The sequence below is a fragment of the Streptomyces gobitricini genome (assembly GCF_039532985.1).
Lineage (GTDB): Bacteria > Actinomycetota > Actinomycetes > Streptomycetales > Streptomycetaceae > Streptomyces > Streptomyces gobitricini.
On sequence record NZ_BAAASR010000004.1, the window covers coordinates 61,424 to 86,475 of the forward strand.

The following is a 25,052-nucleotide window of genomic DNA, read 5'->3' on the forward strand; positions in this document are numbered from 1 at the left end:
TTAACGGCCGGAGCGGGGGGTTCGGTCACTCAGAGTGCGTCGATGGTGACAGAACTCGGCCGTTACCCGAGCATCGCACGCCTATCCACTGCCCACGGTCCCTCGGATGGGTGATTAGGGAGGCGTTCCCCTGCCGTCGGCCGGATCGGGCTCCTCACTCCGCTTTGCGGTGCACCCTCGCGACCCAGTCCGCCGGTTTGGCGATCTCCGCCTTGGTGGGCAGGGTGTTGGGAGAGGTCCACACCCGGTTGAACCCGTCCATCCCGACCTCGTCGACGACCGCGCGGACGAACCGCTCCCCGTCCCGGTACTGGCGCAGCTTGGCGTCCAGCCCCAGCAGCCGGCGCAGCGCCTGGTCCAGCCGGGAGGCGCCCTTGGCCCTGCGCTGCTGGAACTTCTCGCGGATCTCCGCCACCGACGGCACGACCTGCGGACCGACGCCGTCCATCACGTAGTCGGCGTGGCCTTCGAGCAGCGACATCACGGCGGTGAGGCGGCCGAGGATCTCGCGCTGCTCGGGCGTCTGGACCAGCTCGACGAGCGAGCGGCCGCCCTCGTCCTCCTCGCCCTCGGGGCGGGCGCCGGTCAGGGCCTGGGCCGCCTCGCGCAGCCGCTCCAGGACCGTCATCGGATCCATGTCGGTCGCGCTGAGGAATGACTGGATCTCGCCCCGGAGGTGGTCGCGCAGCCACGGCACGGCCGTGAACTGGGTGCGGTGCGTCTCCTCGTGGAGGCTCACCCAGAGGCGGAAGTCGTGCGGGTCGACGTCCAGCTCCCGCTCGACGTGGACGATGTTCGGCGCCACCAGCAGCAGCCGGCCGCCGCCCTCCTCGCCGGCCGGGAGATCACGGGTCGCGGGGGCGAACGTCTCGTACTGCCCGAGGACCCGGGAGGCCAGGAACGACAGCAGCATGCCCAGCTCCACGCCGGTCACCTTGCCGCCGACCGCGCCGAACACGGCGCCGCCGGGGCTGCTGGAGCGGCGCTCCTGCATCTTCTCCAGCAGCGGTTTGAGCAGCTCCCGGAAGCCGGCGACGTTCGCCCTGATCCAGCCGGCCCGGTCGACGACCAGGACGGGGGTGTCCTCCGGTTCGTGTCCCTCGGGGATCATCCGGGTGAACGCCCGGACGTGCTCCTCGGACGCCTTGGCGTGCCGCCGCAGCTCGGCGACGACCGCGCGGGCCTCGTCGCGGCTCACCTCGGGCCCGGGGCGTACCAGTCGGGTCGCGGTCGCGACCGCGAGGTTCCAGTCGACCATCTCGGCACCACCGATGCTCGTCATGCGTCAACCGTACGTGCTCGGCGCCGGATCGGGTCAGGGTGGGGAGCCGACCGGCTCACGGGACGAGCGCGGAGGCGAGCCTGTCCAGGGCGGGCTGGGCGGCGGCGGCGGACGGGGTGCGCCCGGCGAGGAACGCGAAGGCCAGCAGCCGGCCGTCGGCGGTCACCACCGTGCCGGCCAGGGTGTTGACGCCGGTCAGGGTGCCCGTCTTGGCCCGCACCAGCCCGGCGCCCACCGCGCCCGGGGAGCCGTCGGTGTAGCGGTCCGCCAGGGTGCCGCTGAAGCCGCCGACCGGCAGGCCGGTGAGGACGGGGCGGAGCTGGGGCCGGGCGGGGTCGGCCGCTCGGGCGAGCAGCGCGGTGAGGAGTGCGGCGGAGGCCCGGTCGCGGCGGTCCAGGCCGCTGCCGTCGGCGAACCTGGCTCCGGCGAGCGGTACGCCCAGCTCACGCAGCCGCTCGGCGACGGCGCGGCCGGCGCCGTCGAAGCTCGCGGGGTGGCCGGAGGCGATCGCGGTCTGGCGGGCGAGGGCCTCGGCGAGGTCGTTGTCGCTGTGGGTCAGGGCGCGCTCGACGAGGGCGGACAGGGGCACGGACCAGGTCTTGGCGAGCGGGACGGCTTTTTGGGGCGCACGCGCGCGTGCCGGGGCCTTGCCGGTGGTGACGCCGTGTCGGGTGAGCAGGGCGGCGAAGGCGCGGGCGGTGTCGCCGGCGGGGTCGGCGGAGCGCGGGGCGGGGCCGCTGGCCGACCCGTCGAGACGGCCCTCGTCGGTCATCAGGGCGGTGACCGGGGCGATGTTGCCGTTGACGCCGATCGGGTGCCGCTCGGGGCCGGTGTACCGGGAGGTGTCGTACGCCAGGGTGACGGTGGTGACACCGCGGGAGCGAAGGGCGCGGGCGGTGTCGGCGGCCAGGGCGCCGAGCCGGGCCCGGTCGAGGGTGGGGTCGCCGCCGCCGACGAGGGTGACGCGCCTGGCGTCGGGGCCGGTGACGGTCGTGGTGGGGATGCGGTGGTCGGGGCCGAGGGCGGTGAGGGCCGCGGCCGAGGTGGCGATCTTGATGGTCGAGGCGGGTGTCATCGCGGTGCCCGCCCCACTCCCGTACAGCTGCTTGCCCGTCGTGACGTCGATGACGGATGCCGTGCGCAGCGGGCCGAGGCCCGGGTCGGCGAGCAGCGGGCCGAGGGTGGCCGCCAGGGGTGCGGGCGGCGGCGCGGCCGGCTCGGGGGCGGCCTCCGTGGCGGTGAGGGCGGTGAGGACGCCGGGGGCGCTGGGGGCCGGGGCGGGCGCGGGCCGTTCGGGGCCGGCCGCGTCGTGATCTGCGCCACCTGTACGGGCCTGGGCGCCGGCCCGGACGCGCTCGGCCGTACGCTGACCCGAGTCCCAGGGCCCGGTCAGGGTCACCGCCCCGGCCGCCAGGACGAGGCCGAGCACGGCGGAACCCGCGGTGAGCTGCACCAGCTTCGGCTCCAGCACGGCTGACCAGCCCCTTTCGCGAGCACACAGTTGCGTGAGGGACACTTAACCACTGAGCTGTGCCGTGAGCACGGCACCCCCGGTGAGCACGGCGGTCCGGTCCTGCTGGGGGAGCAGTATCACCCGACATTTGTGTTGATCTTGGAGGAGCCACCCGTGGAGTTCGACGTCACCATCGAGATCCCGAAGGGGTCGCGGAACAAGTACGAGGTGGACCACGAGACCGGTCGTATCCGGCTGGACCGCCACCTCTTCACGTCGACCGTCTACCCGGCCGACTACGGCTTCGTCGAGGGCACCCTGGGCGAGGACGGCGACCCGCTGGACGCGCTGGTCATCCTGGACGAGCCGACCTTCCCGGGTGTCCTGGTCAAGTGCCGCGCCATCGGCATGTTCCGGATGACGGACGAGGCGGGCGGCGACGACAAGCTGCTGTGCGTGCCGGCCTCGGACCCGCGTATGGAGCACCTGCGCGACATCCACCACGTGTCGGAGTTCGACCGCCTGGAGATCCAGCACTTCTTCGAGGTCTACAAGGACCTCGAGCCCGGCAAGTCCGTCGAGGGCGCCGACTGGGTCGGCCGCGCCGAGGCCGAGGCCGAGATCGAGGCCTCCATCAAGCGCCTGGAGGCGCAGGGCGGCGCTCACTGAGGCCCCCGTTCCCGTACGACGGGCGGCGCACCCCCGGGGTGTGCCGCCCGTCGTCGTGTGCGGGCCCTTGGCCGTGCCCATACTGGGCAGGCGGATCGGATGGGTCGGATGGGAGCGAGGACGAGCACAGTGGCGCCGGAGACGGACGGTCCCGAGGACCGTAAGCCTCAGTCCGATGAGGCACACAGCGCCTTCGCGCCCCCGCCGGGCGTGGAGCAGCCCTCCGGTAACGAGGAGGACCAGCAGACGACTTCGGAGTTCGCCCTCCCTCGGGGGCTGGCGCCCGAGGCGCCCGCCGGGCCGGAGGGGTCGGCGTTCGCCCCGCCCTCCACGTACTCGGCGAAGGAGTCCCCGCCGGCCTTCACGCCCGCCGAGGGGTTCCCCGCGATACGGCTGTCCAAGGACGCGCCGTGGCAGGACCGGATGCGCACCATGCTCCGGATGCCGGTCAGCGAGCGTCCGGTGCCGGAGTCGGTGCAGAAGCAGGACGACGCCGGGCCCGCCGTGCCGCGCGTGCTCGACCTGACGCTGCGTATCGGCGAACTGCTGCTGGCGGGCGGCGAGGGTGCGGAGGACGTCGAGGCGGCGATGTTCGCGATCTGCCGCTCGTACGGGCTCGACCGCTGCGAGCCGACGGTCACCTTCACGCTGCTTGGCGTCACCTACCAGCCGTCGCTGGTCGACGACCCGGTCACGGTGAGCCGGACCGTGCGGCGGCGCGGCACCGACTACAACCGGCTGTCGGCGGTCTACACGCTGGTCGCCGACATCAACTCCGACGACTACGAGGTCTCGCTGGAGGAGGCGTACCGGCGCCTCGCGGAGATCCGCCGTAACCGGCACCCCTACCCCGGGTGGGTGCTCACCGTGGCGGCGGGCGGGCTCGCGGGCAGCGCGTCCATGCTGCTGGGCGGCGGTATGGCGGTGTTCCTGATCGCGGCGGCCGGCGCGATGCTGGGCGACCGGCTGGCGTGGCTCTGCGCGGGGCGCGGGCTGCCGGAGTTCTACCAGTTCGCGGTGGCCGCGGTGCCCCCGGCCGCGCTGGGCGTGATGGTCAGCCTGCTGCACGCCGGACTCCGGCCGAACGCCGTGATCACCGGTGGGCTGTTCGCGCTGATCCCGGGACGGGCTCTGGTGGCCGCCGTGCAGGACGGGCTGACCGGCTTCTACATCACCGCCTCGGCCCGCCTGCTGGAGGTGGGGTACTTCTTCGTCGCCATCGTGGTGGGCGTGCTCTCCGTCCTGTACGGAGGCGTCCAGCTCGGCGCCAAGCTCAACCCCGAGGGCCTGCTCAACACGGTCGAGCGGCCGGTGATCCAGATCCTGGCGGCGGTGCTGCTGTCGGTGACGTTCGCCGTCCTGCTCCAGCAGGAGCGTTCCACGGTGCTGTTCGTGGCGCTGAACGGGGGCGCGGCGTGGGTGATCTACGCGGCGATAGCGGTGACGGCGGGTGGCTCGGCGGTGATGGCGACGGCGGTCGCGGCGGGGCTGGTCGGCCTGTTCGGGCAGCTGATGGCCCGGTACGAGCACACCTCGTCGCTGCCGTACGTGACGGCGGCGATCGGGCCCCTGCTGCCGGGTAGCGCCACGTACCTCGGGGTGCTGAACATCGCGCAGAACAACATGGACGCCGGCTTCACCTCGCTGGCACGCGCGGCCGCGCTGGCGCTGGCCATCGCGATCGGCGTGAACCTGGGCGGCGAGATGGCCCGGCTGTTCATCCGGGCGCCGGGCTCGGCCTCGCTGCGCCGCGCGGCGAAGCGCACCCGAGGCTTCTAGCCCGAGCGGGCGCCCCGCTCTCGCGGGCGTCCCGGAGCGGCTCCGCCGGTCGTCGGCGGCAGCGGGGCTTCCGACCCCGTACCCCCGCCGCCCTCAAGGACTGAGGGCCACCACCGCTCGCCCCTCCCCCAGGGGAAGCCCCACCGATCCGCACCCGGACGGGTCGTCCCCGCAGAGGTATGGCGGAACCAGGCGGGCTCCCGATCCCGTACCCGAAGGCCACCCACCGGGTGGTGGCAACCGGCGGGGCGTCGCGGGACAGCGACCGCCATCTCACCACCGCTCGCCCCTCGCCCCACCGATCCGCACCCGGCGTGCCGGGCGGGGCGGGGCCGTGCAGGGTCGTCCCCGCAGAGGTCGGCGGCAGCGGGCCGGCTTCCGATCCCGTACCCGAAGGCCGCCGACCTCGAGGAGACGAGCCCGGAGGGGCCACGCCCCCCACCCACCGGCTGCGCCGCGCGGCGACGCGGCCCCGGGCCACACGGGGCCCACCGCGGAGGACCGCACGGAACGCGGCCCGGGACCGCGCACCGGGACGGGCCGCACGGGGATCTGCGGGCGCCGACGGCGAGCCGCAGCCCGGGCGGCGCGGGACCCGCCGGACGCGAGGCCGCCTGGCGCCTGGCGGGTCGGGGCTCGGGACCGGACCGGCCGGGGCATGAGGCCCGCCAGGGCGCGACGCCCGCCAGGCGCCGGACCCGCCAGGGCGCGCCGCCCGCCGCGGCGCGAGGCCCGCCGGGGTGCGGGGGCTCCTTCAGGCGGTGGCGCGGGGGCGGGCGGAGCCCGCGGACATCAGGCCTCCGCGGCGGAGGACCGCGTAGCCGAGGCCGACGCCGATGGCGACGGGCCACTCGATGACGTCCGCGGCGCCCAGCGCCCCGAGGCCCAGGTAGAGCGGCAGGCCGCCCTTCGCGGGGAGCACCTGCCGCGCGACCGCCACCGGCAGCAGCGCGGTGTTGGCCGCGGCGTGCGCGACCCGGTCGAGGGACGGGACGGTGAAAGTGACCGTGCGCTTGTCTGATGCGGAGGGGGAGGGAGAGGTGGCCACAGATCTCACATCCAAGGATGCGGTACAGGCTGTTTGTCCATATTTCAGGGTATCCATTCCGGGACGGCTGAATCGGACGGGGCCACGGACCGGAGGGACCGCCCATGTCACCGCTGCAACTGCTCGGGCCGATAGCGTCCGGCGTGACGTACGGAGTCGCCGCCGGCGTGCGTGGGGCCGCCGATGTGGCCGCCCACCTCATGGGGCTTCCGCCGCGCGGCGTGTGGCGGCGGCCCGGCCGGTGCTACATCGAGGTGCACGGCGTGCACGGCGCGGGCGGCGCGCGGGTCGCCCGGCGGGTGGAGCGCGCCGTGGAGGAGCACCCGGGCGTGCTGTGGGCCCGGGTGAACGCGCCGTCCGAGCGCGTGGTGGTGGCCGTGTCCGAACCGTCGCCTTCCGACCGCGAGCTGGTCGCCCTCGTCGCGCGGGCCGAGGGGGAGCTCGCCGCGCACGCCGACGAGGGCGACGACTGGTGCCCGGAGCCGCACCACCCCTGCGAGGGGCCCAAGACCCGCCAGTCGGTGCCCGTGCTGGCCGCCGACGCGGTGGGGCTGGCCATCGCCTCCGCGCGGCAACTGGCGCCGTGGTTCCGGCTGCCGCCCGAGGTCGCGGCCCTCGCAGGCGCCGTCCAGCACCACCCGCGGCTGCGGCACCTGGTCGCCGAGCTCAGCAGCACGGAGCGGGCCGAGTCCGTACTGCCGGTGGTCAGCGCCCTCGCCCAGGGCGTCGCCACCCGCGGCGGAGGCCTCGTGCTGGACGTCCTCGAAAGGGTCGCCCAGTGGCGGGAGGCCACCGCCGAACGCGCCGCGTGGGACGAGGCCGAACCGCGGCTCGTCACCGGGCCCGACGACGCCTCCGCCGAGCCGATCGTCGTCGACCGCGCCGGTTCGCCGCCCAAGGACTCGACCGACCGCTACGCCGAGCGCGCCGCCGCCGCGGGGCTGGCGGCCGGCGCCCTCACGGTCCCGTTCGCGGGGCCCCGCAAGGGACTGGCCGTCGCCCTGTCCGCCGTACCGAAGGCCCCGGACGCGGGCCGTGAGGGCTTCGCGACCCGCCTGGGCCGGGCCCTGGCGCTGCGGGGCGTCGTCACCATGGACCGCGGCGCGCTGCGGCGCCTGGGGCAGGTGGACACCGTCGTCCTGGAGGAGGACGCGCTGCGCGGCGACCGCTACGAACCGGTGGACCTGGAGCTGCTCGGCGGCGCCGACCCCGAACGGACCGCGGACCGGCTCTTCGCGCTGTTCGACTCCGACGCGCCCCTGCGCACCGCCCGTGACGACGACGGCTGGGTCCTCGGACCGCTGGACGAGCTGGAGCTGACCGGCCGCACCGGGCGGCAGGCCGAGGGGCGGCTGCGCCGGCGCGGCAGCGAGCGGACCCTCGGCCTGGCGCGCGGCCACCGGCTGCAGGCCGTGGCCGGGCTCGCCACGCAGACCGCCCCGGGCGCCGACGCCGTCGCGGCCGCGGCCCGGCGGGCGGGGGCGCGGGTGGTGCTGGCCACCGACCGGGAGGCGCCGGCGTTCACGTTCGCCGACGCGGTGGTCCCGGCGGGCGGGCGCCTGGTCGCCTCCGTACGCGGCCTCCAGGCCGACGGCGCGGTGGTCCTGCTGGTGTCCGGCAACCGGCGGGCACTGGGGGCGGCCGACTGCGGCGTCGGCGTGCACCGGGAGGGCGAGCCGCCCGCCTGGGGCGCGCACCTCATCGTCGGCGCCGACCTCGAATCGGCGGGCATCATCGTCGACGCCGTCGGCATGGCGGCGCGGGTCGACCGGGACAGCGCGGTGCTCGCGGGCGGCGGCAGCGCCATCGGAGCCGTGGCCGCGCTCCAGGCGCCGCCCGCGCAGGCGACCGCCCACGGGATGGCGGCCACGACCACCGCGGCGGGTGTCGCGTTCTGCATGGGCGCCTGGCGTGCCCGGCAGCTCCTGGCCCGCCCGCTCGCCCCGCCCGTGACGACGGTGCCCTGGCACCTGATGCCGCCCGACCGGGTCCTGGAGCGGCTCCGCGCCACCCCCGACGGCCTGTCCGCCGACGAGGCCGCCGCCCGCGCCGGGGGCCGGGGCGGCGGCAACGAGCCGGCCCGCCTCACCCTGCCGTCCGCCTTCGCCGAGGAGCTGGCCAACCCCCTGACGCCGATCCTGGCGGGCGGCGCGGCCCTCGCCACCGCCGTGGGTTCACGCACCGACGCCGGACTGGTCGCCGCCATCACCGGCACCTCGGCGCTGATCGGCGGCTTCCAGCGGGTACGGACCGAACGGGCCCTGGAGGAGCTGTTCCGCCGCTCGGCCATCGGCGCGCGGGTACGCCGGGGAGGACGCGAGCGGCTGGTGACGGCCGGCGACCTGGTGGAGGGCGACATCGTCCTGCTGCGGCCCGAGGACGTCGTACCGGCGGACTGCCGGCTGCTGGAGGCCGAGGGTCTGGAGGTCGACGAGTCGTCGCTGACCGGCGAGTCCCTGGCCGTCCACAAGGACCCGGCACCGGTGGTCGCCACCGACCTCACCGGCCGCCGCTCGATGGTCTACGAGGGCACCACCGTCTCCTCCGGGCGGGGCGTGGCCGTGGTCGTGGCGACCGGTTCGAGCACCGAGGTGGGGCGCAGCCTCGCCACGGCCCGGCAGGCCGCGCCGGAGACCGGTGTGGAGGCCCGGCTCGCCTCGCTCACCCGGTCCAGCCTGCCCGTCGCGCTCGGCTCGGCCGGCGCGGTCGCCGCGGCGGGCCTGCTGCACGGGCGGCCCCTCACCGAGAACCTCGCCTCGGCGGTGAACCTGGCCGTCGCCTCCGTACCCGAAGGGCTGCCCTTCCTGGTCAACGCCGCCCAACTGGCGGCGGCCAGGCGCCTGGCAGACGTCGGCGCGCTCGTCCGCAACCCGCGCACCATCGAGGCGCTCGGCCGCGCCGACGTGCTGTGCTTCGACAAGACCGGGACACTCACGGAGGGCAAGCTGCGGCTGGCGGCCGTCAGCGACGGCGAGGGCGCCGTACCGCTGGACCGGCTGGACGGCCCGCGCAAGGACGTCCTCGCCGCCGCGCTGCGGGCCACCCCGCCCGCCCGGCAGTCCGAACCCATGGCGCACCAGACGGACCGCGCGGTGACGGACGGGGCGGCCGGCGCCAAGGTGTCCGTACGGCAGGGCGCGGCCCGCTGGCGGAGGCTGGACACGCTGCCCTTCGAGCCGTCCCGCGCCTACCACGCGACGTCCGGGCAGACGGCGCACGGTCTGCTGCTGAGCGTGAAGGGCGCGCCGGAGAACGTCCTGGGCCGCTGTGCCCGGCGCCGTACCACCGACGGCCGGGCCGAGGCGCTCGACGACGGGGGAATCGCCCGGCTGAACGCCGGGGCGGAGGAACTGGCGGGCGCCGGGCGGCGGGTGCTCGCGGTGGCGGAGCGCCGGATGGCCCCGGAGGAGGAGCTCACCGACGACAGCGTGCGGGACCTGACGTTCCTCGGGTTCGTCACCCTGGCCGACCCGGTCCGGGCGGGCGCCGCCCCGGCGACGGCGCGGCTGCGGGAGGCGGGTGTGCACACCGTGATGCTCACCGGTGACCACCCGGCCACCGCCGACGCCATCGCGTCCACCATCAGCGACGTCACCGACCCGAAGGTCTGCACGGGCGCCGAACTGGACGAACTCGGCGACGAGGAGCTGGACGAGCTGCTGCCGGGGGTGGACGTCATCGCCCGGTGCAGCCCGCACCACAAGGTCCGTATCGTCCAGGCGTACCAGCGCGTCGGCCGGGTCGTCGCGATGACCGGGGACGGCGCCAACGACGCGCCCGCCATCCGGCTCGCCGACATCGGCATCGCGCTCGGGCGGCGCGGCACGCCGTCCGCGACGGCCGCCGCCGACCTGGTGGTGGGCGACGACCGGCTGGAGACGATCGTCTCGGCGCTGATGGAGGGCCGCTCCATGTGGACCTCGGTCCGGGCCGCGCTGGGCATCCTCATCGGCGGCAACCTCGGCGAGGTCACCTTCAGCGTGCTGGTCTCCACGCTGACCGGCACCACGCCGCTGAACGCCCGTCAGATCATGCTGGTCAACCTGCTGACCGACCTGGCGCCCTCGCTGGCCATCGCCGTGCGGGAGCCGGCCGGGCAGGCCGCGGAACGGCTCCTGGAGGAGGGCCCGAGCCGGTCGCTCGGCAGCGCGCTCACCAACGAGATGCTGCTGCGCGGCGCCATCACGGCCACCGGCGCGGGGCTGGCGTGGACCGGTGCCCGCCTGACGGGCCGCAGCAGGCGGGCGGGCACGGTGGCCCTGGCGGCGGTCGTCGGTACGCAACTGGCCCAGACCCTCGCGACCGGCGGCCTCGACCGGAACGTCCTCGCGGCGAGCCTGGGCTCGGCTGCGGTGCTGGCCGCCGTGATCCAGACCCCGGGCGTCAGCCAGTTCTTCGGCTGCACCCCGCTCGGGCCGGTCGGCTGGGGCATCGCCCTGAGCTCGATCGTCACGGCGACCCTGCTGGGTACGGTCCTGTCGCCGCTGATCCGCTCCATGACGGCGGCGGAGGAGGAGCAACAGGAGCACCAGACAGTGCAGGAGCACCAGGCACAGCAGGAGGCGCGGCAGGAGCAGGGGACCTCGCTGTAACGGTCAGCGCTTGGCGTGCCGCCCGCGCTGGACCTGCGGCGCCCCGTCCTCGATGACCGGCTGCTTCTTGCTGTGGGAACGGGCGCGCAGGTACTCGACCACGATCGGGACGATCGAGAGGAGCACGATGAGGATGAGGATGGCCTCGATGTTCTTGTGGACGAAGTCGATCTTGCCCAGCGACGCCCCGAGCAGCGTCACGCCGGCGCCCCAGAGGACACCGCCGATGATGTTGAAGGTGATGAACGAGCGGTAGTTCATCCGGCTCACACCGGCGATGATCGGCGTGAACGTCCGGACGATCGGTACGAACCGGGCGAGGATCAGCGACTTGGGGCCGTGCTTCTCGAAGAACACATGGGCCTTCTCCACGTTCTCCTGCTTGAAGAGGCGGGAGTCCGGGCGCTTGAAGAGGGCCGGTCCGACCTTGCGGCCGAAGAGGTAACCCACCTGGTCACCGATGATCGCCGACAGCACGATCAAGGTGCAGACCAGCCACAGCGGGGTGTCGAGCACGCCGGTGGTGACCAGCAGGCCCGTGGTGAACAGCAACGAGTCACCGGGGAGGAAGAAACCGATCAGCAGTCCGGACTCGGCGAAGACGATGACCAGGACGCCGATGAGGCCGAAGGTCTCGATGAGGTAGTCCGGGTCCAGCCAGCTCGGTCCGAGCGCAAGCGTATTCACGGGTTCCGGGGCTCCTGGGTCAGTGGGCGGGGGACGGCTGCCCAAAGCTATCAACGCATCCGCCCCACTCCCGGTTCCACGTCCCCTCCCGCCCGCCGCCCGGCCCCGGCCCGCCCCCGGCCCGGCCCGGCCCCCGGAGCCGACACCGCACCCGGTGGCCCGGCCGCCCCGCGCGGCGTCGGCACGCGGCACGACCGCATCCGGCAACGGGTGGGAAAGACCAGTGCGCGGAGGCCCCCGGCCCCCGGGTTCACCGAACCGGCCACCCGGCCCACGGAGCCGGCAGACAGGGGCGGACCACCGGGCGTACGCCGCCCACCCGGGGCTCGCCCCCTGGCCGGGCCCCGACCCCGCGAACCAACCGGCCCGGACCGGCCCCGGCGGCGCCCCGACCCGACCGGCACCCCGGCCCCACCGGCGCCCGTCGGCGTCCCACCGGCACCCCGACCCGACCGACGCCCGATCGGCATCCCCGCCGACCGGCGCCCCGACCCGCCGGGCACCCCACCGGCGCCCGTCGGCGCCCGCCCGGCGCCCCACCGGCGCCCCGAGCCGCCGGGCGGTTCCGCTGCGACGCGGGGCCCCCGGAGGTCAGGCGTGACGGGCGGCGTTGGCGTGGATCGCGGCGCTGAGGTGCTCGGCGAGGCCGGGCCGCATGGCGTCGTAGTACGCCGTGAAGCGCTCGTCCTCGACGTACATGTCCGCGAGGCACCCGTGGATCTCGTAGGTGCATGTGTAGTACCACCGGTCGATCTGCAGGCGGTGTTCCTCCGCCAGGTCCATCGCCCGCTCGCCCGTCGGCGGCTCGCCCTCCGCCATCAGGGCCTGGTAGCGGGCGCCCCAGTCGGCCGACTCCTCCTTCATCCGCAGCCAGTCCGCCTTGGTGTAGCGCGCCGTCCGGCGGGCCGACTCCCGGTAGGCGTCGGTGCCGCCCCAGCGCCGCTCGACCTCCTCGTTGTACTGGTCGGGGTCGTGGTCCCCGAACACCTCGAACTTCTCCTCGGGCGTGAGATTGATGCCCATCTTCCTGGCCTCCATGGCGTGTTCGACGGCCTCGGCCATCCTCTGCAGCTCGGCGATCCGCGTGGACAGCAGCTCGTGCTGGCGCCGCAGGTGTTCCCGCGGGTCCACGTCGGGGTCGTCGATCAGGACCGCGACCTGGTCGAGCGGGAAGCCCAGCTCCCGGTAGAACAGGATCTGCTGCAGCCGGTCGAGGTCGGCGTCGTCGTAACGCCGGTGGCCCGCGTGGCTGCGGCCGCTCGGGGAGAGCAGCCCGATCTCGTCGTAGTGGTGCAGGGTCCGCACCGTGACGTGGGCGAAAGCAGCGACCTGTCCCACGGAGTAGCTCATGGCCCTCCGCTCCCTTCTTGCTTCTCGGTACGCGGCCAGCCTGGGCCCTCACGCCACGTGAGGTGCAAGCCCTCCGGTTCTCGCGGACCGGCCGGGGTCAACCCACCGGAAGGTACGGACGCCGTCGGTGCCGCTACCGGACGTCGCCGGGGTGCGCGATCCCCGTGGCGTACGGGTTCTCCTCGCCCTCCGCCAGCACGCCCACGAAGGGCTCGCCCTCACCGGCGAACGTGTACGCGCCGCCCTCGATGCGCTCGATCAGCCCGCGCGTCCACGCGGCGCCCGCGTCGGCCGAGTGCACCCACATGTTCATGATCTCGCCGATGTGGCCGAGCGACTCCGGGCCGTCCGCGGGCGTGTAGTACTCCGTGACGCCCGCCCGCCACCGCTCCAGCCCCTCGATCCGCCGCTTGAGCAGCGCGACGGCCTCCTCGCGCGGCAGGTCGACGATGAAGCCGACCCCCGCCGACAGGACGTCCGTCCTCTGGTCGTACGCCGTCAGCGACTCGCGCAGCAGCGTGAAGTACTCCTCGGTGCCCCGGGCGGTGACCTCGTACTCGGTGCGCGGCGGACCACCGGCCGTGCTCGGCGCGGTCTCGTAGGCGTGCAGCAGACCCTGCTTCGCCATCTGCTTCAGCGCGTGGTAGATCGATCCCGGCTTGGCGTTGGACCACTCGTGCGCGCCCCAGAACTCCAGGTCGTTGCGGATCTGGTAGCCGTGCGCCCGCCCGTGCCGGCGCACGGCTCCCAGGACCAGCAGCCGGATCGCCGACATCTCCTCACGCACCCTTCCCGTCCACCCCGACCAGGGTACGCAGGGGGCACCGGAGCCCGGCGGGTGCCGCGTCAGCCCCGCTCGAACGCGGGTGCCGCGCGTCAGCCCCGCTCGAGCGCGATCAGGTCGAAGGCGCCCTTCCCGTCCAGCGACTCCCGGATGATGTCGGCGTGGCCGGCGTGCCGGGCGATCTCCTCGACCAGGTGCATGCCCAGCCACCGCATGGAGACCCGGGCGTCCTTGGGGTACCAGGGCGCCTCGGGCAGCGGGAAGGTGTCGTCCAGGCTCGGGACCGTCCGCAGCAGTTCCTCGGTCTCCTTGGCGACACCGTCCCAGAACGCCAGCACGCCGGGGATGGTCTCGTCCTCCGTCAGCCGGAAGCCGTCCGCCCACGTCTCCTGGTTCCGCTGCTTCTCGTTCGGCTGCTGCTGCGCCATCCGCACCCAGGCGAGTTCCGTCTCGGCGACGTGCTTGAGCAGCCCCGAGAGCGACAGCTCGCTGGCGCTGGGACGGGACGCGGCCTGCTCCTCGGTCAGCCCGAGCACCGTACGGCGGACCGCGCCGCGCTGCGCCTCGATGAAGTTCAGCAGCGCGCCGCGCTCGTCGCCGTGGGCCTCTGAAGGAACGTGGGTGACCATGACCTGTCCGCCTTTCCGGTTGGTGCTTTACGACCACCAACCTACGGACCCTCGCGGTCAGGTTCTGTCCTCAACTTGCGGGCGGAAGTGGCCTCAGAAGGGGAAGCGGCTCCGGCCGTGCTGGATCGAGATCCACTTGTAGGTGGTGAAGGCATCCACCGTGGAATCGCCGTTCAGCCGCCCGACACCTGAGTGTTTCTCGCCCCCGAACGGCACGATCGGCTCGTCGTGGACGGTGCCGTCATTGATGTGGATCATGCCGGTGTCGATGCGCTGGGCGACCCGTACGCCGCGCTCGACGTCACCCGTATGGACGGCGCCGCTGAGCCCGTACGGGGTGTCGTTGGCGATCCGTACCGCCTCGTCCTCCCCGTCGAAGGGGATGAGCATCACCACGGGCCCGAAGATCTCCTGGTTCAGGACCGGGGAGCCGGCCGGCAGGTCGGTCAGCACGGTCGGCGACACCACGTTGCCCTCGGCCCCGCCGCGTACGAGGGCCGTCGCGCCGGCGGTGACGGTCTGGTCGACCAGCGTGGTCACGGCCTCGGCCTGGGAGGAGTTGATCAGGGGGCCGATGTGGGTGGCGGGGTCGGCCGGGTCGCCGGCCCGGAGGGTGCGGACCTTGGCCACGAACTTGTCGGTGAACTCCTGCCGCACCGACCGGTCCACCAGCACCCGGTTGGCGGCCATGCACACCTGTCCCTGGTGCACGAACCGGCTGAAGACGGCCGCGTCGACGGCGTAGTCGATGTCCGCGTCGTCGAGCACGATGAGGGCGCTGTTGCCGCCCAGCTCCAGTACGGAGCGCTTGAAGTTGGCGGCGCAGACGGTGGCGACGTGCCTGCCGACGCGGTCGGATCCGGTGAAGGAGATGACCTTGGGGACCGGGTGCTCGATCAGCGCGTCGCCGATCTCGGCGATGTCGGTGATCACGACGTTGAGCACTCCGGGCGGGAGTCCGGCGTCCTCGAAGATCTTCGCGACCAGGGCACCGCCGAGGATCGGGGTGTTCTGGTGGGGCTTGAGGACGACCGCGTTGCCGAGGGCGAGCGCCGGGGCCACGGACTTGATCGAGAGCAGGAAGGGGAAGTTGAACGGGCTGATCACGCCGACGACACCGACGGGCACCCGGTAGAGGCGGTTCTCCTTGCCGTCGACCGGCGAGGGGAGGATGCGGCCCTCGGGGCGCAGCGCCAGGCCGACCGCCTCGCGCAGGAACTCCTTGGCCAGGTGCAGCTCGAAGGCCGCCTTGGTGCGCGTACCGCCGAGCTCGGTGATGATCGCCTCGGTGATCTCCTCCTCGCGCTCCTCGATGAGCCGCAGGGCTCGCTCGAAGACGGCGCGGCGCTTGTACGGGTTGGTGTCCGCCCATGCGCGCTGGGCCCGCTCGGCCGCCCGGTAGGCCCGGTCCACCTCCTCGACCGTGGCCACGGTGATGGAGGCGAGTTTCTCCTCGTTGTACGGGTTGAAGTCGATGATGTCCCACGAGCCGCCGCCGGCCCGCCACTCACCGTCTATGTACTGCAGGGCCAGGTCTGTGAAGTAGGACATGCCATCCCTTCCCGAGGGCGCGCACCTGTGCATGACACGCTCATGACGACGCGTTTGATGGAACGTCATCCTACTGGCGGGTCAGGTGAGTTGGAGGAGACCTCGGAGAAGGTCGCGGCTCTCCTCGGGGCCCGGGCTGTCCTGGTGCAGCCTGGCCATCACCCGCTCGTAGTGGGCCACCTCCTCGCGCTTGTCGAGGTACAGCGCGCTCGTCAGCTGCTCCAGGTAGACGATGTCCGACAGGTCGGACTCGGGGAACCGCAGCATGGTGAACGCGCCGCTCTCGCCCGCGTGGCCGCCGAAGCTGAAGGGCATGACCTGGAGGGTGACGTTGGGCTGCTCGGAGACCTCGATCAGGTGCTTGAGCTGGTCGCGCATCACCTTCCGGTCGCCGTACGGGCGGCGCAGGGCCGCCTCGTCGAGAACGGCGTGAAAGCGCGGCCCGCGCTCGGAGACGAGCACCTTCTGGCGCTCCAGCCGCAGCGCCACGCGCCGGTCGATCTCGGCCTCCGAGGCGCCCGGCATGCCGCGGGCGACGACGGCGTGCGCGTACGCCTCCGTCTGCAACAGGCCGTGCACGAACTGCACTTCGTAGATGCGGATGACCGAGGCGGCACCCTCCAGACCGATGTAGGTCTGGAACCAGCCGGGCAGCACGTCGCCGTAACTGTGCCACCAGCCGGCGACGTTGGCCTCGCGGGCGAGACCGAGCAGGGACTCGCGCTCGGCGTCGTCGGTGACGCCGTACAGCGTGAGCAGGTCCTCGATGTCCCTCGCCTTGAAGCTCACCCTGCCCAACTCCATGCGGCTGATCTTGGATTCGGACGCCCTGATCGAATAGCCGGCGGCCTCGCGCGTGATGCCGCGCGACTCGCGCAGCCGCCGCAGTTGGGATCCCAGCAGGATGCGCCGCACCACGGAACCGCTCGACTCACTTGCGGTCACGTCTCCAACCCTCCCCATCGCTGATGTGTACGACGGAGCACCCCCGAACTCCGAGACGCCGGATTCTGCCACCAAAACGCTTCACCGCGTACTCGCCCGGTTACGCAAAGACGAAGGCTTGACCGAGTCCAGGCCGCGCGGGCGTCCCGCCGGTGAAAATCGGGGGCGGAAGATATGGCCCGCAACCGGCACGGGGAGGGGCACGTCGGGCACGTGCACGTGCATCTGCCCTTGCATCAGGTGGTCGCATTGGGAACCATGGACCCCGCGCACCTGCGTAGTCGTTCGTGTTGTCGCACCACAGCCGCGAATCGGGGGAGTGCCTCGCATGGGGACGAATGGATCGACCATGCTCGAGCCTTTAAGGCAGGGGCTTCCACCGATCGACGCCGCTTCCGTCTCCAGCTCCGCCTCGTGCGCGCTGCCCGCCCGCTATGAGGCGGTGCGCGGGGCGCGGAAGTTCACCAGCACGACCCTGGCCCAGTGGGACCTCACCGACCGGTTCGACGACGTCGCGCTGGTGGTGTCCGAACTCGTCACCAACGCGCTCCGGCACGCCCTGCCCGCCGACACGCCCCGCGAGGCCCCGCACGACCCACCGGTGCGGCTGCACCTGATGCGCTGGGCGAGCCGGCTGGTGTGCGCGGTGCGTGACCCCAGCCCGGACAGCCCCATGGCGCGCGAGTCGGACGAGGACTTCTCGGCCGAGTCCGGCCGGGGGCTCTTCCTGGTCGAGTCCTTCAGTGACAGCTGGGGCTGGCATCCGCTGGCGGGCACGCTCCACGGCAAGGTGGTCTGGGCCCTGTTCCGCCTGCCGGACACGCCCGGCACGCGGCAGACGCCGTAGAACGACACGGGGCGCCCCCAGGGGCGCCCCCACCGGCGAGCCGGTGGCCTCAGCCGGCCGCCAGGTGGTCGAACTCGCCGTCCTTGACGCCCAGCAGCAGGGCCTCTATCTCCGCCGGGGTGTACACCAGCGCCGGGCCGTCGGGGTGCCGGGAATTGCGTACGGCCACATCCCCGCCGGGCAGTTTGGCGAACTCGACGCACGAGCCCTGCGAGTTGCTGTGTCTGCTCTTCTGCCATACGACGCCGTGAAGCTCCGTGGCCGCCATGCCGTTGTACACGTGGTCCACAGGACACTCCCCGAGATACATGATGCAGGTGTCAACTATCCGGATCATAGCGAGGTTCACGTGCGCATCGCATGTGCAGATGCACGTGCACGGGGGGTGGTCCCACGGTTACAGGCGCTCCGCCACTCCCCCGTACGCCCATAGAGACGCACGAGGCGCTCCCATGGCTCCCTTCTTCGTGCACGACATACGAAAAGGCCCTCCCGGAAGGAGGGCCTTTCACCGGAGGCGCGTACGCGCGGGGCGTCAGCGCGCCGACGAGGAGTACGGCAGCAGGGCCATCTCCCGTGCGTTCTTGATCGCGCGGGCCAGCTGCCGCTGCTGCTGCGCCGACACACGCGTCACCCGCCGGCTGCGGATCTTGCCTCGGTCGGAGATGAACTTCCGCAGCAGGTCGGTGTCCTTGTAGTCGATGTACGTGATGCCGTCGCGGTCCAGGGGGTTGGGCCGGGACTTGGCGGGCTTGCGGTCGGCCGGGCGGCGCGGGGACATGGGTCAGACCTCCAGGAGGGCGTCGAAGGCGGGCGGGAGCCGCTTCCAGGCCTCGCGGCCCGCGGCGTACTCCGCGTCGGTGAGCAGGCAGGAGTCGAGGAGCTCGGCGAGCCCCTCGCGGTCCAGGCCCGGTGAGGTGAAGACCAGGTGCTGGCAGCGGTCCCCGTGCTCGGGGTCCCAGTCCAGCGCGGCCGCCGCCCGGCGCACCGGCGGGACCATCTCCCAGGCGGCGTCCGGCAGCGAGGCGAGCCACGGCCCGGCGGGCTCGACGCACAGGGCGCCGCCCGCCGCGTCCCAGGCCAGCAGCGTGTCGGGCCGGTCGGCCAGCCAGAACCGCCCCCGGCTGCGCGCGGCCGCACAGCACAGGTCCTCCAGCGCCGCGTAGAGCCGCTCCGGGTGGAACGGGCGGCTCCGGTGCCACACGTACGTACCGACGCCGTGCGCGTCCGCCTCCTGCGGCAGCAGCGCACAGGCCGGGTGCTGGGCGGCGGCCGCCGCCTCGACGTCGAACCCGGCCAGCGCGGCGGCGGCCAGGTCCCCGTCGGGCAGGGGCACCCGGAGGGCCGTCGGGTGGAGCTGGGCGAGCAGCGCCCGGTCCTCGTCGTCGGCGTCCGGGTTGTCCAGGACGGCGAGCACGGGCGCGTACTCCAGCTGGCGCGCCCAGGTGTCGGCGATGGTGCGCTGATCGCTGCCGGCGGCGGCGAGACCCGCCTCCCTCAGGTCGTCGCCGTTGCCGAGGTACGGCAGCAGCAGGGCCGGGTCGACCGCGGTGATCACCGAGCTGACCGTCAGCCCGGCCGCCGCGACGACCTCGGCCATGGCCTTGGGCTCGACCGAGTCCCACAGCTCGACCACCGCGAGCCGGGTCAGTCCGGCGTCCGCCAGCCGCTCCAGCTCGGGCACCAGGTCTTCGCGCAGCGCACAGCACGCGCAGTCGTTGACCAGCGGCGTCTCGTCCGACGACAGGACGCCCGACGCGTCGCGCACGGTGCGCGTGACCGTGCCCCGCTCGGCGGCGGCCGCCAGGTCGTGGTGGAGCGCCACACTGCCGGGGACGGTGGCGAGCAGCCGCTCCACGGCGGCCGCGCGGGCTTCGGAGTGCAGCCCGCCGACGAGAGCGACGGACAGCATCAGCGGGCCCCGCGTCGCCGGCCGTAGCGCTGCTCGAACCGCTCCACGCGTCCGGCCGTGTCCAGGACGCGCGCCTGGCCCGTGTAGAAGGGGTGGCTCGCGGAGGAGATCTCGACGTCGATGACGGGGTACGTGTTGCCGTCCTCCCACTCGACCGTCTTGTCGCTGGTCGCGGTGGACCGGGTCAGGAAGGCGAAGCCACCCGCCTTGTCACGGAAGACCACGGGCTCGTACGGGGGGTGGATTCCCTGCTTCACGGCGCCTCAGCGCTCCTCTCGGAAATCGACGTGCCGCCCGACGACCGGGTCGTACTTGCGCAGCGTCAGGCGGTCGGGGTCGTTACGGCGGTTCTTGCGGGTCACGTAGGTGTAGCCGGTGCCGGCGGTGGACCGGAGCTTGATGACCGGTCGGAGTTCGTTGCGGGCCATGGCGCTAGAGTAAGTGGAAATGGTTTCCATTTCCAAGACGGTCCCCAGAGAGGTAGATCACCCCATGTCCGCCCACTGCCAGCTGACCGGCGCCCAGCCGGGCTTCGGCAACCGCATCTCGCACTCGCACCGGCGTACGTCCCGGCGCTTCGACCCCAACATCCAGCGCAAGCGCTACTGGCTGCCGAGCGAGGGCCGGTACGTCCGGCTCACCCTGTCCACCAAGGGCATCAAGACCGTCGACACCATCGGGATCGAGGCCGCCGTGGCCCGGATCCGCGCCCGGGGGGTGAAGGTCTGATGGCCAAGAAGAGCAAGATCGCCCGCAATGAGCGGCGCAAGGCGGTCGTCGAGCGGTACGCGGCCCGCCGCGCGGAGCTGAAGGAACTCATCCGGCACCCCGGCACCCCGGAGGCCGAGCGGCTCGCCGCCCAGGCGGAACTGCGCCGTCAGCCGCGTGACGCCAGCCCCACCCGGGTCCGCAACCGCGACAGCGTGGACGGCCGCCCGCGCGGCCACCTGCGCAGGTTCGGGCTCTCCCGCGTGAACGTGCGGCAGCAGGCGCACGCCGGGTTCCTGCCCGGGGTCACCAAGTCGTCCTGGTAGCCGGAGCCACCGGCCGGTAGCTCGGCGCGCGTCGCCGGCTCCGGCGCCGGGGAGACGCGGCGTGGACGCGCACAGGCTCGTACGCACTGGGCCGTCACGGCGGTGGTCACCGCCGCCGTGCCCGGGTGGGCCGGTCGCGGCGGCGACCGCGACCGGCGACCCGTCGGCCACCGGGGGCGAGGCCACCGCACCCGTCAGCAGCCCCACCCCGTCCCCGACCACCCCTGCGGCCACCTCCGGCGCGGCGGACGGGTCCCGGGTGGGGCTCACGGACGGCAGGCCCGTCGGCGTCACCGTCAAGCAGGGCCACGCCGTGGTGCCGGCCGAGGCGCACGTGCGCCAGGGCGCCGCTCACGGCACGGACACGTGGCCCTGACGCCGACCCGCGGCGACGGCTGCACCACCCGTACCGAGGGCTCGGCGAGGTTCCGACCGGGGCAAGCCGGTCGTCACCCGGGCCGGGGGCACGCGGGCCGGGGCACGCGCGACACCCTCACCGAGGCGGACATCCCTGACGGGGCACGCCGGGCGGAGGACATGGTGGCGGCGGGTGGCATGCGCCCGTGCGCCGCGGCGGGGCGCCTGCGGGCGGGCAGTGAGGTCGCCCTAGCCGGGCAGCGCGCCCCGGCCCCGCCCGGCCGCCCGCCCGTGGTCCGTCCGCGCCCGGTCGGCCGCCGCCGTGCCGTGGTGCCAGCCCGCCTCGTCGGTGGCCCCCCGCACCCGGGTGGTGGTCGTCTCGGGGAACATCCGGTCGGCCCGCTCCGTCACCGCCACGTCCCGCGCCGCCAGGACCGGCAGCAACGACGGCTCCTCGGCCGTGACGCGTTCGGAGGCGGACGTGAGCCGGTCGCCGAGCCGGTGCGCGTACGCCAGCAGGAACGACTGGCGGAACGTCTTCGTACGCTTGCGTCCCCCCGCTCTCTGCTCGGCCTCCGCCTTCGTCATCGCGCCCGTGCCCTGCACCAGCAGCGAGGTGTACAGCAGCTCGACGACCTCCAGGTCCGGCTCGAAGCCGACGACCGTCGAGAAGCCGAACGCCTCGCTCCACACCGCCCGGCAGCGGTTCGCCGACGCCACCGCGTCCAGCAGGATCGCCTTGGCCGTCTCGTACGGCGCGTCGACGCCGATCCGCAGCGCGCCGGGCTCCTCCGGGCTGTGCGTCCGGGCCGCGAGCGCCGCCTCGTCCAGACTGTGCCGGGCCATCAGCTCCTGCGCCTTCGCGGTGAGCGCCTCGGCCTCCTCCGGGTACCCGGTCGCCTCCGCCTTGGCCAGCAGCGCCCGGATCCGGCCCAGCATGCGCGGCTCGCCGTGCACGGGGGCGGAGTACAGGGGCGAGGCACCCGGCACGGGGCCCACCGGCTCGATCGCGGGGAGGCGGGCGAGCAGCCGGTACAGCTCCAGCACGGCGGTGGCGTACGAGAAGCGGTCCGCGCGCCAGTCGGCGCCGCCGAGCCCGGCGATCTGCGCGGCCCACCGGGGCGGCAGCCACTCGTACCCACCGGTCTCGGCGACGATCAGCCCCGCCACCAGCCGCACGTGGTGCTCGTCCAGGTCGCGGCGGACGAGCCGGACGACATCGGCCGGCTGCCAGCCGCGCTGCCACGCCCGGCGTGTGAACTCCTCGCCCCGGCGCGCCAGTTCCGCGTCGGCGCCGGGATCGGCGGCCAGCAGGGAGGCCCCCGTATCGAGGGCGGTGTCGTCCTCGGCGTACAGCGCCGCCGCGAACGCCCGCTCGACACTGGTCGCCCCCGTGTGGCCCGCCGACATGCCCGCCGCCTCCTCGTTCCGTACGCCGTTCCCGGCGTCCATGGTCGCAGGGGGTGGGGGTGGCCCTGACCCCAGGACACCTGCCGGAGGGCGTCACCGCGGGCCGACGGGGCCGGGCACGCCGAGCCGGGACGCGGCCCGTCTCCTCGCGTGACCGCCGGTCGTGCCGATTGTCAGTGCCGGGTGCCAGACTCGCGTGTGTGAGCGAACGCTGGGCGGTGGACGAGACCGGGGGCGGTGGGGCACGGCTCGTCCCCCTCGGTGAGGACGGTCTGCCCGCCGGCCCGGTGCTGACCGAGCCCGACCTCGTCGAGGCGGTCCGGTCGCGGCCCGGCGTCGGCCGGTGGGTGTGGCGGTCCACCGGCGCGGTCTATCCACGGCTCCTCGCGGCCGGTGTCCGGGTCGAGCGGTGCTACGACATCGAGGACGCCGAGCAGCTGCTGCTCGGGCACGAGGGGCGGCTGGGCGAGCCCCGCTCGGCGGCGGCGGCCTGGGCGCGTCTGCGCGACCTGCCCGTACCGCCCGATCCGCCGCCCAGGGCGGCCGAGCCTGGCGCGCACGCGCAGTCGTCCCTGTTCGACCCGCAGCCCACGCTGGAGCTGCCCTTCGAAGCCCTCCTGGAGGTGTACGCGGACCAGCACCGAAGACACGTGGCCGCCGAGCACCCCGGGCGGATGCGGCTGCTGACGGCGGCCGAGTCCGCCGGGATGCTGGTGGCCGCCGAGATGCACCGGGCGGGCCTGCCGTGGCGGGCGGACGTCCACCGGGCGGTGCTGCGCGAGCTGCTCGGCGAGCGGTACGCGGGCGGTGGCGAGCCACGCCGGCTGGCGGAGCTGGCGGACGAGGTGTCGGCGGCCTTCGGGCGCCGGGTCCGCCCCGACCTGCCGGCCGACGTGGTGAAGGCGTTCTCCCAGGCGGGGATCACGGTGCGCTCGACGCGCCGCTGGGAGCTCGCGAAGATCGACCACCCGGCGGTCGAGCCGCTCATCGCGTACAAGAAGCTGTACCGGATCTGGACGGCGCACGGCTGGGGCTGGCTCCAGGACTGGGTGCGGGACGGGCGCTTCCGGCCGGAGTACCTCCCGGGCGGCACGGTCAGCGGGCGCTGGACGACCAACGGCGGCGGTGCCCTGCAGATCCCGAAGGTCATACGGCAGGCGGTCGTCGCGGACGACGGCTGGCGGCTCGTCGTCGCGGACGCGGACCAGATGGAGCCCCGGGTACTGGCGGCGATCTCCCGCGACCCGGGGCTGATGGAGGTCGCCGGCCATGAGGGCGACCTGTACACGCGCCTGTCCGACCGGGCGTTCTCCGGCGACCGGGACCACGCCAAGATCGCTCTGCTCGGCGCGATCTACGGACAGACCAGCGGCGACGGTCTGAAGAACCTCGCGGCCCTGCGCCGCCGGTTCCCCCGGGCGGTGGCCTATGTGGACGACGCGGCCAAGGCGGGTGAGGAGGGCCGGCTGGTGCGCACCTGGCTGGGCCGCACCAGCCCGCGCGCGGCGGGCGCGGCGGAGGCGGACGAGGCCGGCATCCCCCAGGAGGGTACGGAAGAGCCGCTGTCCGACGGGGAGTTCACTCCGGGGTACGCCTCGGTGAACGCCCGCGCGCGGGGCCGGTTCACCCGCAACTTCGTGGTGCAGGGCAGCGCCGCCGACTGGGCGCTGCTGATGCTGGCCGCGCTGCGGCAGGCGCTGGCGGGGATGCGGGCGCAGCTGGTCTTCTTCCAGCACGACGAGGTGATCGTGCACTGTCCCGCCGCCGAGGCCCCGGCCGTGGCGGAGGCGATCCGCGCGGCCGGTGACACGGCCGGGCGGATCGCGTTCGGGGACACCCCGGTGCGGTTCCCGTTCACCACGGCCACCGTGGAGCGCTACTCCGACGCGAAGTGACGGGGCCGTTCGGGGAGACCATGCCGGCTCCCGGCTGCCGCCTCCTGACGCCCGCCTCCTGACGCCGTCCGCCTTGCCCGCTGGGTCAGCCCCTGCACGGCCCCGTCGCCACCCGCGCCGCCCGGTCGGCCGTGTCCTTCCCGCGCGTCCGCACCGCGGACAGCCCGCCGGCCGCCACCAGGGCCACGGTCGGCGCGCCGTCGCGTCACCATGGCGACGCGACGGCGGACCGCTGCCGTCGCCCCCGCCCCCTTGACGCGGCAGCCCCCGGGAGATGTTCCTCGTACTTCCCTCCCTGCCCACGCACGAGGGCGGGCCCCACATCCGTGGTGCCGGATGTGGGGCCCGCCCAAGCGGTGGCTACGCGCGCGGCGCGTGTCATTAGTCGACCGCGACGGCCGCGTTCTCGGAGATGACGTTCTCCAGGATGTGCGACAGGGCGCTGTCACCCTTGACCGCCGTGGAGTTCTCCACGCACTGCTGGTCCTGCTGGTCGTTCAGGATGTCCTGAACACCGACGTTGACCAGCGCCACGATGTTCTGGACGTCGGCGTAGATCGGCAGACCGATGCAGGGCTTGTTCAGCGTGCCCTGGACGAGGCCCACCTGCGGGCTCTGGTGGCCGCCCGTCACGGTGTTGCCGTAGATCTGCTTGGAGAAGTTGCCGTTCTGCGTGTCGACTCCGCGGTCGCCCACGGCGGCCGCCATCGGCGCGGACGCGCCGAGCACAGCCGCAGCGACGCCGGCGGTAGCCAGAACCTTCTTGATCATGGTTCATCCCATTCGTCGAGAGACCCGGTGCTCGGGTCGTGCCAGCGCCCGGCGTCG

At 73.8% G+C, this 25,052-nt stretch carries 24 protein-coding genes; 8 read left to right on the top strand and 16 right to left on the bottom strand.

Annotated features, from left to right (window positions below):
* Positions 1-154: 154 nt before the first annotated feature.
* Positions 155-1,282 (bottom strand): zinc-dependent metalloprotease, encoded by a 1,128-nt coding sequence (locus ABD347_RS05150; RefSeq protein ID WP_344356889.1) that lies wholly within the window; start codon positions 1,280-1,282, stop codon positions 155-157.
* A 55-nt stretch (positions 1,283-1,337) separates the two neighbouring features.
* Complete coding sequence (dacB, locus tag ABD347_RS05155; protein ID WP_344356891.1) at positions 1,338-2,753, bottom strand: D-alanyl-D-alanine carboxypeptidase/D-alanyl-D-alanine endopeptidase; 1,416 nt, start codon at positions 2,751-2,753, stop codon at positions 1,338-1,340.
* A gap of 156 nt (positions 2,754-2,909) precedes the next feature.
* Between dacB and ABD347_RS05160 the strand changes: the two genes are divergently transcribed.
* Complete coding sequence (locus ABD347_RS05160; protein ID WP_073756976.1) at positions 2,910-3,404, top strand: inorganic diphosphatase; 495 nt, start codon at positions 2,910-2,912, stop codon at positions 3,402-3,404.
* A gap of 108 nt (positions 3,405-3,512) precedes the next feature.
* Positions 3,513-5,183 carry a threonine/serine exporter family protein gene (locus tag ABD347_RS05165; RefSeq protein ID WP_344356896.1) on the top strand — a complete coding sequence of 557 codons (1,671 nt, stop codon included), beginning with the start codon at positions 3,513-3,515 and terminating at the stop codon, positions 5,181-5,183.
* A 754-nt stretch (positions 5,184-5,937) separates the two neighbouring features.
* Here ABD347_RS05165 and ABD347_RS05170 read toward each other — a convergent pair.
* On the bottom strand, positions 5,938-6,231 hold the full coding sequence (locus ABD347_RS05170; RefSeq protein ID WP_344356899.1) for a hypothetical protein: 294 nt from the start codon (positions 6,229-6,231) through the stop codon (positions 5,938-5,940).
* A gap of 104 nt (positions 6,232-6,335) precedes the next feature.
* Between ABD347_RS05170 and ABD347_RS05175 the strand changes: the two genes are divergently transcribed.
* The gene (locus ABD347_RS05175; protein ID WP_344356900.1) at positions 6,336-10,823 is read left to right on the top strand and encodes an HAD-IC family P-type ATPase; all 4,488 of its coding nucleotides are present in this window, start codon (positions 6,336-6,338) and stop codon (positions 10,821-10,823) included.
* A 3-nt stretch (positions 10,824-10,826) separates the two neighbouring features.
* On the opposite strand, the gene ABD347_RS05180 is transcribed toward ABD347_RS05175, so the two are convergent.
* The 6 genes from ABD347_RS05180 to ABD347_RS05205 all read right to left on the bottom strand — a co-directional run bounded on the left by ABD347_RS05180 (position 10,827) and on the right by ABD347_RS05205 (position 16,769).
* Positions 10,827-11,510, bottom strand: coding sequence for a DedA family protein (locus tag ABD347_RS05180; RefSeq protein ID WP_344356903.1), 684 nt, complete (start codon positions 11,508-11,510; stop codon positions 10,827-10,829).
* A 591-nt stretch (positions 11,511-12,101) separates the two neighbouring features.
* Positions 12,102-12,860: a MerR family transcriptional regulator gene (locus ABD347_RS05185; RefSeq protein ID WP_344356906.1), complete on the bottom strand. Its 759-nt coding sequence runs from the start codon at positions 12,858-12,860 to the stop codon at positions 12,102-12,104.
* Between the two features lie 133 nt (positions 12,861-12,993).
* Positions 12,994-13,635: a PadR family transcriptional regulator gene (locus ABD347_RS05190; RefSeq protein ID WP_344357018.1), complete on the bottom strand. Its 642-nt coding sequence runs from the start codon at positions 13,633-13,635 to the stop codon at positions 12,994-12,996.
* 101 nt (positions 13,636-13,736) lie between these two features.
* Positions 13,737-14,273, bottom strand: a complete 537-nt coding sequence (locus tag ABD347_RS05195; RefSeq protein ID WP_344356909.1) for a DinB family protein — start codon at positions 14,271-14,273, stop codon at positions 13,737-13,739.
* Positions 14,274-14,366: 93 nt separating this feature from the next.
* Positions 14,367-15,824: an aldehyde dehydrogenase family protein gene (locus ABD347_RS05200; RefSeq protein ID WP_344356912.1), complete on the bottom strand. Its 1,458-nt coding sequence runs from the start codon at positions 15,822-15,824 to the stop codon at positions 14,367-14,369.
* Positions 15,825-15,905: 81 nt separating this feature from the next.
* The gene (locus ABD347_RS05205) at positions 15,906-16,769 is read right to left on the bottom strand and encodes a helix-turn-helix domain-containing protein (RefSeq protein WP_425575580.1); all 864 of its coding nucleotides are present in this window, start codon (positions 16,767-16,769) and stop codon (positions 15,906-15,908) included.
* Between the two features lie 328 nt (positions 16,770-17,097).
* Between ABD347_RS05205 and ABD347_RS05210 the strand changes: the two genes are divergently transcribed.
* Entirely contained in the window at positions 17,098-17,616 is a 519-nt protein-coding gene (locus ABD347_RS05210) for an ATP-binding protein (RefSeq protein ID WP_344356918.1), read from the top strand.
* A gap of 49 nt (positions 17,617-17,665) precedes the next feature.
* On the opposite strand, the gene ABD347_RS05215 is transcribed toward ABD347_RS05210, so the two are convergent.
* The 5 genes from ABD347_RS05215 to rpmG all read right to left on the bottom strand — a co-directional run bounded on the left by ABD347_RS05215 (position 17,666) and on the right by rpmG (position 19,956).
* A complete protein-coding gene (locus ABD347_RS05215; protein WP_344356921.1) occupies positions 17,666-17,905 on the bottom strand; it encodes a DUF397 domain-containing protein in 240 nt (79 codons plus the stop codon).
* Between the two features lie 246 nt (positions 17,906-18,151).
* Positions 18,152-18,397, bottom strand: coding sequence for a 30S ribosomal protein S18 (gene rpsR / locus ABD347_RS05220; RefSeq protein WP_344356924.1), 246 nt, complete (start codon positions 18,395-18,397; stop codon positions 18,152-18,154).
* Between the two features lie 3 nt (positions 18,398-18,400).
* On the bottom strand, positions 18,401-19,528 hold the full coding sequence (locus tag ABD347_RS05225) for a CobW family GTP-binding protein (protein ID WP_344356927.1): 1,128 nt from the start codon (positions 19,526-19,528) through the stop codon (positions 18,401-18,403).
* Positions 19,528-19,785, bottom strand: a complete 258-nt coding sequence (locus tag ABD347_RS05230; protein WP_344356930.1) for a type B 50S ribosomal protein L31 — start codon at positions 19,783-19,785, stop codon at positions 19,528-19,530. Before ABD347_RS05230 ends, ABD347_RS05225 begins: the two co-directional genes overlap by 1 nt.
* A gap of 6 nt (positions 19,786-19,791) precedes the next feature.
* Complete coding sequence (rpmG, locus tag ABD347_RS05235; RefSeq protein WP_009192555.1) at positions 19,792-19,956, bottom strand: 50S ribosomal protein L33; 165 nt, start codon at positions 19,954-19,956, stop codon at positions 19,792-19,794.
* Positions 19,957-20,020: 64 nt separating this feature from the next.
* Between rpmG and rpmB the strand changes: the two genes are divergently transcribed.
* From rpmB to ABD347_RS05250, 3 genes are all read left to right on the top strand, one after another.
* Positions 20,021-20,257: a 50S ribosomal protein L28 gene (gene rpmB, locus ABD347_RS05240; RefSeq protein WP_344356933.1), complete on the top strand. Its 237-nt coding sequence runs from the start codon at positions 20,021-20,023 to the stop codon at positions 20,255-20,257.
* Positions 20,257-20,562 carry a 30S ribosomal protein S14 gene (gene rpsN, locus ABD347_RS05245; RefSeq protein WP_344356935.1) on the top strand — a complete coding sequence of 102 codons (306 nt, stop codon included), beginning with the start codon at positions 20,257-20,259 and terminating at the stop codon, positions 20,560-20,562. Before rpmB ends, rpsN begins: the two co-directional genes overlap by 1 nt.
* 61 nt (positions 20,563-20,623) lie before the next feature.
* Positions 20,624-20,938, top strand: a complete 315-nt coding sequence (locus ABD347_RS05250) for a hypothetical protein (RefSeq protein WP_344356936.1) — start codon at positions 20,624-20,626, stop codon at positions 20,936-20,938.
* A 230-nt stretch (positions 20,939-21,168) separates the two neighbouring features.
* Here ABD347_RS05250 and ABD347_RS05255 read toward each other — a convergent pair whose 3' ends face one another.
* Entirely contained in the window at positions 21,169-22,329 is a 1,161-nt protein-coding gene (locus tag ABD347_RS05255) for a DUF2786 domain-containing protein (protein WP_344357019.1), read from the bottom strand.
* A 200-nt stretch (positions 22,330-22,529) separates the two neighbouring features.
* Here ABD347_RS05255 and ABD347_RS05260 point away from each other — a divergent pair, with 200 nt between their 5' ends.
* Complete coding sequence (locus ABD347_RS05260; protein WP_344356938.1) at positions 22,530-24,224, top strand: bifunctional 3'-5' exonuclease/DNA polymerase; 1,695 nt, start codon at positions 22,530-22,532, stop codon at positions 24,222-24,224.
* Between the two features lie 381 nt (positions 24,225-24,605).
* On the opposite strand, the gene ABD347_RS05265 is transcribed toward ABD347_RS05260, so the two are convergent.
* Positions 24,606-24,995 carry a rodlin gene (locus ABD347_RS05265; protein ID WP_344356941.1) on the bottom strand — a complete coding sequence of 130 codons (390 nt, stop codon included), beginning with the start codon at positions 24,993-24,995 and terminating at the stop codon, positions 24,606-24,608.
* Positions 24,996-25,052 lie beyond the last annotated feature (57 nt).